This window comes from Limnohabitans sp. (genome assembly GCF_044361985.1).
GTDB lineage: Bacteria > Pseudomonadota > Gammaproteobacteria > Burkholderiales > Burkholderiaceae_C > Limnohabitans_A.
In genome coordinates this window covers 1-8,475 of record NZ_JBIKHV010000089.1, presented here as the reverse complement: position 1 = coordinate 8,475, position 8,475 = coordinate 1, and the positions used below count along the sequence as shown (strand labels likewise).

The following is an 8,475-nucleotide window of genomic DNA, read 5'->3' as shown; positions in this document are numbered from 1 at the left end:
CAAGCGCGTCCTGTCGGCCCAGTTTGTCGATTTGCAAACACAAGAAGCGGCGGAGGGCAGCGAGTTTCGCCTGACGGCCAGTATCAAGCCCGAAGCCGCTCGACGCGTACAAGAGCAGGCCCTGAAGCAAAACATCACCACCTTGCACAACCGCATCAACGAACTCGGCGTGGCCGAACCGGTGATTCAGCAGCAAGGCCTTGACCGCATCGTGGTCCAGTTGCCTGGTGTGCAGGACACCGCCAAGGCCAAAGACATTTTGGGCCGCACCGCCACACTCGAGGTGCGCATGGTGGACGAAAGCACCGAAGCACGTGCCGCTGAGCAGGCGGGCGGCATTGTGCCTTTTGGTGCGGAGCGCTACCTGGAGCGGGATGGCAGGCCGTTGATCGTCAAAAAGCAAGTCGTTTTGACGGGTGACAACCTGACCGATGCCCAGCCCGGTTTTGATGGCCAGACGCAAGAGCCGGTGGTCAACCTGACCTTGGATGCCAAGGGCGCCCGTATTTTCAAGGACGTGACCCGCGACAACGTGGGCAAGCGCATGGCCATCATCCTGTTCGAAAAGGGCAAGGGCGAGGTGGTCACTGCGCCGGTGATTCGCGCCGAAATTGGTGGCGGACGCGTGCAGATTTCGGGCCGCATGAACACGGCCGAAGCCAACGACACCGCCTTGTTGTTGCGTGCAGGCTCCCTGGCTGCGCCCATGGAGATCATCGAAGAGCGCACCATCGGCCCGAGCTTGGGGGCTGAGAACATTGCCAAAGGCTTCAGCAGTGTGACCTGGGGTTTCCTGGTGATCGTGGCCTTCATGGTGGTTTATTACGCCATGTTCGGCATGTTCTCTGGCATTGCGCTGGGTGTGAACCTGTTGTTTTTGGTGGCCATTTTGTCCCTGCTGCAAGCCACCCTCACGCTGCCTGGCATGGCCGCGATGGCGCTGGCGCTGGGCATGGCCATTGACTCCAACGTGCTGATCAACGAGCGTGTGCGTGAAGAGCTGCGCAATGGCGTCAGCCCGCAAGCAGCCATCCATGCCGGTTACGACCGTGCCTGGGCCACGATTTTTGACTCCAACATCACCACCTTGATTGCCGGTGTGGCCTTGCTGGCGTTTGGCTCGGGTCCGGTGCGCGGCTTTGCCGTGGTGCACTGCATCGGCATTTTGACCAGCATGTTCTCCGCGGTGTTTTTCTCGCGCGGCTTGGTCAACCTCTGGTACGGCGGCAAAAAGAAACTCAAATCGGTGTCCATCGGCACCGTGTGGCGGCCTGAGGCTGGCACTGCGGTGAAAGCCGACTAAGGGGAGCAGAGCATGGAATTATTCAAAATCAGAAAAGACATCCCGTTCATGAAGCACGCGGTGGTCTTCAACGTGATCTCCTTCGTGACCTTTGCCTTGGCGGTGTTTTTCCTCTTCAGCCGTGGCCTGCACTTGTCGGTGGAATTCACCGGTGGCACCTTGATGGAAGTGAGCTACAGCCAGCCCGCCGACCTGCAAAAGGTGCGCGGTACGGTGGCTACGCTGGGCTTTTCTGAGGTGCAGGTGCAAAACTTCGGCTCGGCGCGTGAGGTGATGATTCGCCTGCCCGCTCAAAAAAATGTGAGCTCGGCGCAGCAAAGCGAAAAAGTCCTGGCGGCCCTCAAAGCCAATGACCCGGATGTCACGTTGCGCCGCACCGAGTTTGTGGGTCCGCAAGTCGGTGACGAGCTGGCCGAAGACGGCCTGAAAGCCTTGGGTTTTGTGGTGATCGGCATCATGATTTATCTGGCGATCCGCTTCGAGTGGAAGTTTGCCGTCTCGGCCATCATCGCCAACTTGCACGACGTGATCATCATCCTGGGCTTTTTCGCCTTCTTCCAGTGGGAGTTTTCGCTCGCGGTGCTGGCTGCCGTGCTGGCGGTGCTGGGTTATTCGGTCAACGAATCGGTGGTGATTTTTGACCGAATCCGGGAGAACTTTCGCCGTTACCGCAAGATGAACACGGTCGAGATCATCGACAACGCGATCACTTCCACCATCAGTCGCACCATCATCACCCACGGTTCAACCCAGATCATGGTCTTGTCCATGCTGCTTTTTGGGGGCGAGACCTTGCACTACTTTGCCATGGCCCTGACCATCGGTATTTGCTTTGGCATTTACTCGTCGGTCTTCGTGGCGGCGGCGATTGCCATGTGGTTGGGTTTGCAGCGCGAAGACCTGATCAAGCCGATCAAGAAAGACAACGATCCTGGCGACGAAAACTCGGGCGCTGTGGTCTGAATTAAGCCGAGCCGATGCGCTGAAACAGCCCGCCCGGCAGGCGACCTACTTGCCCAAGCAGCTCCAGCTCCAGCAACTGGGCTTGCAGCTGAGCGGTTGTCCATCCGCAGCGCGCTTGCAGGGCATCAAGACTCACCGGGTCGTGGCCCAGAGCGCAGAGCAGGGCGTCCTCGGTTTGGTCATCAGCTTGAGCCTCTTGCGGTTCGTCCCCCTCCAGCGCCAATGGCACTTGCCTGAAAACCTCAGGCAAGCGCAACTCCTCCAAGACGTCTTGCGCTGACTCCACCAGCTTTGCCCCTTGCTTGATCAGCAGATGGCAGCCCTTGGACTGGGCTGAGTGGATCGAGCCGGGGATGGCCATCACGTCACGGCCTTGTTCCAGCGCTTGCTTGGCGGTGATGAGCGAGCCCGACAGCAAGGCGGCTTCAACGACCAGCGTGGCTTGCGACAAGCCGGAGATCAAACGGTTGCGGCGCGGGAAATTGGGGGCCAGGGGTGGCGTGCCTAACGGGTATTCGCTGAGGATCAAGCCCCGTTGGGCAATCTGGTGTGCCAACTGCCGGTGTTGGCGCGGATAAACCCGGTCCAGCCCAGTGCCCACCACGGCGATGGTGGGCAGCATATCGGCATGAGCACCCAGCAGCGCCCCTTCATGTGCGGCGCCATCTATGCCCAGCGCCATGCCCGAGATGACCGTCAGTCCGCTGGCAGCCAGGCTGCGCGCAAACTCGCGGGCATTGATCTGACCTTGTGGTGTCGGGTTGCGGCTGCCCACCATCGCCACTGTTTGCGCGGCCTTGAGGCCCCGCAGGGCGCCAATCTGGCCCATGGCGTAGAGCATCAATGGTGGATCGGGAATTTCCAGCAGGGCACCGGGGTAGTCGGCATCGCCCAATGTGACCACGGCACGGCCAATGCCTGGGTCAGTCGGGGCTTGCAACCATTGCCATGTTTCGTCCGTCAATTCTGACCAGCCCAGCGGGGGCTGTTGAAGTGCCTTGGCTTGCTGCGCCGAGACGATCTGGCGCAAGGCCGCATCGGGTTGGGTCCAAATGGCCTGGGGTTCGCCAAATGCTGCCAGCAACCGTCTGGCGCCGTCCGGTCCGACGCCTGGGGTGAGCGACAGGCGCAGCCAGCCGCCCAGTTCTTCGGGTGTATTCACCATCATGTCTCCCTGTGCAGCCTTGGCGGCTGTCTGTGCAGACATTGTGGGCCTAACCCGTGCTGCTGCCTAGTTTATTGGTGGCGCAGCCGCCTCTATTTTTTTGGAAAGTGAGGCACCGTTGGCCATCAGAGGCTGGACCGGATGCGCTTTAGTCGCAGGTGGGCCAGCCAGCCAAACCACAGGTGGTTGGCAAACGCCACAGCCCAGCAGATAAAACCCGTCCACAAGGTGTGGCTGGGGTAATGCGCACCCCGCAGGGTTTGGGTCAGACCCAGCACCACGCCCATTGCCAGAACACCCAGCAAGATGCGCCGCCCAATCTTGCGTTGCGCCGTCAAACCAGAGCCGAGCCAGGGCAAAGCCAGTGCCGTAAAACCCAGTGCAGACGAAACGTGGCCACCCGGAAAGCAATGGCCTGAGCCCCCATCGCCCAGGCCCCAGTTCCAGTGCGAGATGTAGGTGGCTGCACCTCCAAAATCTTGTAACTCCCAAGGGCAACTGGTCAGGCTGAACCGTTTGAGGGTGCTGATGGTGACCAGGGAAAGCGTGATGCCGACCATGATTTCCGTGCGTTGCAAACGGGCCAGCTGTCTGAACGGCCCCACAGGCCACCAAACCATGGCCAGCAGCCCAAAATAAACGACGATGGCCAGTTGCTTGGCCCGTGTGTGCAAAATTTCCTTGAGCCACCAGTTGTTGCTCAGGCTGAAACTGCCGCCCTCGGCGATCCAGTGCATCACCGTGTTGTCAAGTCCGGAAAAATCCCAGGCCAGCAAACACATCAGGGCTACCCAGGTGAATTGCCCCAGGCGCCGCGAAGGAGAAAGGTCGCCAAGCTTGGCGTAAGAGGTCTCTGGGGACATGTATCTGTCAGGCTAAAGGCAGGGTGCTGAGGGGCTGGGTGTGGGCGTGCAAAGCACTGAACATACCCTTGCCCAGAATGTAAGTGAGATTGTGCGGTGTGCGGCAAAACAGGCGGTTTTTGGCAATGCTTTTGCGAAGCCCTTCAGCGCAACTTCATGTGCCGTGTCTAGAATCAAGCCCATTTGAATTTCGCGACCCACCCATGAAGCTTATTTCCGTGCGTTCTGCTTGGCACCCCACCACCTTGCTGGCGGTGTTGACCCTCTGGCTGGGCACGGTGGGTAATTTTCCTTTTTGGATGGCCATCTGGACGCTGCCTGAAACACAGGGCTTGCGCGCGCTGACCACCATGGTCAGCCTGTGGCTGATTTTGTTGGGGCTGGTCGGCTGGTTTTTGTGTCTTTGGGTCTGGCCACGATGGCTCAAGCCTGCGGGCCTGGTGATGTTGATGACGGTGGCTTCGAGCAGTTATTTCATGCTCACCTACGGGGTGGTGATTGACCCCAGCATGTTGGCCAATGTGGTGCAAACCGATGTGCGCGAGGTGCGTGACCTGCTGTCCTGGCCGATGCTGGCTGCTTTGGTGTTGGGCGTGATCCTTCCCGGAGTCTGGTTGTGGCGGCAGCCTGTTCGCGCTGTGAATGCCAAGCCCTTGCTGGTGCGTCAATTGGGCGTGTCCTTGCTGGCCTTGCTGGTGGCCGTGGGTTTGTTTTGGATGTCGTTTCAGGACATCGCCTCGCTGACGCGCAACCACAAGCATTTGCGTTACATGGTGAACCCGTTCAACAGCGTGTATGCGGTGACCCGTTTGTTCGTGGGGCAAGCGACTTTGGCCAGCCAGCCTTTGCTGGCGATCGGCGAAGATGCGCAGGCAATGGCGCCCCTTGCGGCGCCAGACAAGTCCCCATTGATCGTGCTGGTGTTGGGTGAGACGGCGCGAGCTGCCAATTTTGGTTTGGGCGGGTATGCCCGTGACACCACGCCCCAGTTGCGCCAGTTGCAGGCGCAAGGTGATCTGGCTTATTTTTCCGACGTGAAATCCTGTGGCACCAGCACACAAGCCTCGGTGCCCTGCATGTTCTCTCATTTGGGCAAAGCCGCTTACGAGAGCAGCAACCAGCGTTTTGAAAGCTTGCTCGATGTGTTGCAGCGTGCAGGCTTGGCGGTGCTCTGGCTGGACAACCAGTCGGGCTGCAAAGGTGTGTGTGAGCGGGTGCCGAATGTCTCGACCACAGCGCTGAAGGTGCCCGAGTTTTGCAAAGACGGCGAATGTCTGGACGAAGTCATGCTGCACGAATTGCCCAAGCAACTGGCAGCGCTGGACCCGGCACGCCGAGCCAAAGGCACGGTGGTGGTGTTGCACCAGATGGGCAGCCACGGCCCCGCGTATTACAAGCGTTCGCCTGCGGCCATGAAGCAGTTTCAGCCCGAATGCAGCAGCCATGCGCTGCAAAATTGCCCCTCTGAACAAATCGCCAATGCTTACGACAACTCGATCCTTTACACCGATCATTTCATTGCCCAGACGGTGAATTGGCTGCAAGTCCAGTCGCGCCCCACAGCGCTGATGTACCTGTCTGACCACGGCGAGTCGTTGGGCGAAAAAGGCTTGTACTTGCACGGCATGCCTTACAGCATCGCGCCTAAAGAGCAAATTCATGTGCCCATGGTGGTCTGGTTGTCCAAGCCCATGCAGCGCCAGCGTGGTTGGACCATGGCTTGCCTGCAAGGGCAAAGTGCCAAGGCACTCACGCACGACAACCTGTTTCACTCGATGCTGGGCTTGAGCCAGGTCAAGACCGGTCTGGCCAAGCCGGATCTGGACCTCTTTGCGGCTTGCTCAGGCAGTCGTTGACCGGGCTCGGCCGGGCTGTGCAAACCTGTCTGCACAGCCCCGGCTGAAATTAGGGACAATACGCACCTGGTTTTATTTATCCACTGACCCATGGCCCTGCTTCCCATTCTTTGCTATCCCGATCCTCGCCTGCACAAGGTGGCCAAGCCCGTGCAGACAGTGGATGCGCGCATTCACGCCCTGATCGACGACATGCTTGAAACCATGTACGAAGCAGGCGGCATTGGCCTGGCGGCCACGCAGATCGACGTGCACGAACGCCTGGTGGTGATCGACACCTCTGAAGATCGCAATCAGCCCATGGTGCTGATCAACCCCGACATCACCTGGTTGGGCGATGAACGCATCAAGGGCGAAGAAGGGTGCTTGTCGGTGCCCGGCATTTACGACGGTGTGGCGCGTGCCACGGCTGTCAAGGTCATGGCGCTCGATCGCCACGGCAAGACACAAAGCATTGAGGCCGAAGGCATGTTGGCCGTGTGCATTCAGCATGAGTTGGACCATTTGCTGGGCAAAGTGTTTGTGGAATACCTGTCGCCACTCAAACAGGGCCGCATCAAGACCAAAATGGTCAAAGCCCAAAAAGCCGAGCGCTGAGCACGGCATGCGATTGATTTTTGCGGGCACGCCCGAATTTGCCCAGCTGGCCATGGCCGCCTTGCACGCTGCAGGCCACGACATCGTTTTGGTGCTGACCCAGCCCGACCGCCCCGCCGGTCGTGGCATGAAGCTTCAACCTTCGCCCGTCAAGCAATGGGCCCTTGAGCACCATGTGCCGGTGGCCCAGCCTCGCAGTCTGCGCCTTGATGGCAAATACCCCGAAGATGCTGTGGCCGCCCGCCAGGCGCTGCTGGCCGCAAATGCCGACGCCATGGTCGTCGCCGCCTATGGGCTGATCTTGCCGCAATGGGTGCTCGATCTGCCACCCACGGGTTGCCTGAACATTCATGCCTCTTTGCTGCCGCGCTGGCGCGGCGCAGCCCCCATTCACCGAGCCATCGAGGCGGGAGACACCCTGACCGGTATCACCATCATGCAGATGGATGCGGGCCTGGACACGGGCGACATGCTGCTGGTGCGCACGCAAGCCATCTTGCCTGCCGACACCACGGCTGCTTTGCATGACCGGCTGGCCGTTTTGGGGGGCGAGGCCATCGTGCAGGCTTTGGCCGAGATCGACCACCTCAAGCCATTGCCCCAACCCGCAGAGGGCGTGACTTATGCCCACAAGATTGAAAAAGCCGAAGCGGCCCTCGACTGGACTTTGCCCGCCGACTTGCTGGCCCGCCGTATCCGGGCGTTTGACCCGTTTCCGGGCATGACGGTGCCTCTGGCCAGCACTTCGGGCCAAGAAACCCTCAAGCTTTGGCATGCCACGGCCGAGCCTGCCGAACACCCCGCTGAGCCTGGCAGCGTGTTGCGTGCCGATGCATCGGGTGTGCGGGTGGCCTGCGGGCAAGGCCAGCTGTGCCTGACCCAATTGCAGCGGCCCGGTGGCAAACGCCTGAATGCCGCCGATTTTTTACGTGGATGTCCGTTGCAAGTGGGCCAGCGACTGGTGCATGCCTGATGTTTTTTCTGTCCCGCCTGTACCGGCACCCTGCCTTTTTGGTCGGCATGCGCGAGGTGTCGCCCCAGTCACCCGGCATCGCCGCCTGGGGGCTCATGACCGGGGTGGCCATGGTCAAGTCGGGCATGAGCGTGTTCGAGGCCAGCGCCATGACTTTGCTGGTGTTTGCGGGCAGCTCGCAATTGGCCGCGATTCCGCTGATCGTGGCGGGCGCGCCGGTCTGGGTGATCCTGGCCACCGGCTTCTGCGTCAACCTGCGCTTTGTGGTGTTCAGTTTGCACTTGCGGCCCTACCTGATGCATTTGCCGCGCTGGCAGCGCATGTTCCATGGCTACCTCACAGCCGATATCAGTTATGTGTTGTTCACCCGCAAACACCCCAAACCTGCAGAGACGCCCCCCGAGCGCCTGGCGCAAGAGGCCTATTTGGCGGGCAATGACTTTCTGAATTGGGCCTCCTGGGTTGTGGCGAGTTTTGTAGGCGTTGCACTCGCCAACTTGATCCCGCCCTCTTGGGGGCTGGGCTTTGCGGGCATCTTGTGTCTGTTGGGCATTCAATGCTCATTGGCCAGCTCGCGCATGCGCGTGTTGTCGGCGGCAGTCGCTGGGGTGGCTGCGGTGGTGGCCTATTCGCTGCCGCTCAAGCTCAACATTGTGGTGGCCATTGCCGTGGCCGTGATCTTGTGCCTGACGGTTGAAAAGCTCAAGCCCGTTTCAGGTGCCACGACATGAACAACACAGACCTCTCGACCTTGG

General features: G+C 60.1%; 8 protein-coding genes. 6 read left to right on the top strand and 2 right to left on the bottom strand.

Going from position 1 to position 8,475, the window contains the following annotated elements; translation table 11 throughout:
* Together secD and secF are read left to right on the top strand one after the other, a co-directional pair.
* On the top strand, positions 1–1,303 hold a 1,303-nt coding region (secD, locus tag ACIQ3A_RS12265), incomplete at its 5' end, for a protein translocase subunit SecD (RefSeq protein ID WP_396432018.1).
* 12 nt (positions 1,304–1,315) lie between these two features.
* On the top strand, positions 1,316–2,266 hold the full coding sequence (gene secF / locus ACIQ3A_RS12260) for a protein translocase subunit SecF (RefSeq protein ID WP_396432017.1): 951 nt from the start codon (positions 1,316–1,318) through the stop codon (positions 2,264–2,266).
* A 1-nt stretch (position 2,267) separates the two neighbouring features.
* On the opposite strand, the gene dprA is transcribed toward secF, so the two are convergent.
* Together dprA and ACIQ3A_RS12250 are read right to left on the bottom strand one after the other, a co-directional pair.
* Positions 2,268–3,473, bottom strand: a complete 1,206-nt coding sequence (dprA, locus tag ACIQ3A_RS12255; RefSeq protein WP_396432016.1) for a DNA-processing protein DprA — start codon at positions 3,471–3,473, stop codon at positions 2,268–2,270.
* Positions 3,474–3,556: 83 nt separating this feature from the next.
* On the bottom strand, positions 3,557–4,294 hold the full coding sequence (locus ACIQ3A_RS12250; RefSeq protein ID WP_396432015.1) for a phosphatase PAP2 family protein: 738 nt from the start codon (positions 4,292–4,294) through the stop codon (positions 3,557–3,559).
* 203 nt (positions 4,295–4,497) lie between these two features.
* Here ACIQ3A_RS12250 and ACIQ3A_RS12245 point away from each other — a divergent pair, with 203 nt between their 5' ends.
* The 4 genes from ACIQ3A_RS12245 (at position 4,498) to ACIQ3A_RS12230 (ending at position 8,451) form a co-directional block, all read left to right on the top strand.
* Positions 4,498–6,150, top strand: coding sequence for a phosphoethanolamine transferase (locus ACIQ3A_RS12245; RefSeq protein ID WP_396432014.1), 1,653 nt, complete (start codon positions 4,498–4,500; stop codon positions 6,148–6,150).
* A 90-nt stretch (positions 6,151–6,240) separates the two neighbouring features.
* A complete protein-coding gene (gene def, locus ACIQ3A_RS12240) occupies positions 6,241–6,747 on the top strand; it encodes a peptide deformylase (protein ID WP_108407407.1) in 507 nt (168 codons plus the stop codon).
* A 7-nt stretch (positions 6,748–6,754) separates the two neighbouring features.
* Entirely contained in the window at positions 6,755–7,720 is a 966-nt protein-coding gene (fmt, locus tag ACIQ3A_RS12235) for a methionyl-tRNA formyltransferase (RefSeq protein ID WP_396432013.1), read from the top strand.
* Positions 7,720–8,451, top strand: a complete 732-nt coding sequence (locus ACIQ3A_RS12230; protein ID WP_396432012.1) for an AzlC family ABC transporter permease — start codon at positions 7,720–7,722, stop codon at positions 8,449–8,451. Before fmt ends, ACIQ3A_RS12230 begins: the two co-directional genes overlap by 1 nt.
* Positions 8,452–8,475 lie beyond the last annotated feature (24 nt).

What these genes read in the sequence shown, in the direction of transcription:
- secF (WP_396432017.1), top strand. Translation starts at nt 1,316, where the DNA reads ATGGAATTATTCAAAATCAGAAAAGACATCCCGTTCATGAAGCACGCG.
- dprA (WP_396432016.1), bottom strand. Translation starts at nt 3,473, where the DNA reads ATGTCTGCACAGACAGCCGCCAAGGCTGCACAGGGAGACATGATGGTG.
- ACIQ3A_RS12250 (WP_396432015.1), bottom strand. Translation starts at nt 4,294, where the DNA reads ATGTCCCCAGAGACCTCTTACGCCAAGCTTGGCGACCTTTCTCCTTCG.
- ACIQ3A_RS12245 (WP_396432014.1), top strand. Translation starts at nt 4,498, where the DNA reads ATGAAGCTTATTTCCGTGCGTTCTGCTTGGCACCCCACCACCTTGCTG.
- def (WP_108407407.1), top strand. Translation starts at nt 6,241, where the DNA reads ATGGCCCTGCTTCCCATTCTTTGCTATCCCGATCCTCGCCTGCACAAG.
- fmt (WP_396432013.1), top strand. Translation starts at nt 6,755, where the DNA reads ATGCGATTGATTTTTGCGGGCACGCCCGAATTTGCCCAGCTGGCCATG.
- ACIQ3A_RS12230 (WP_396432012.1), top strand. Translation starts at nt 7,720, where the DNA reads ATGTTTTTTCTGTCCCGCCTGTACCGGCACCCTGCCTTTTTGGTCGGC.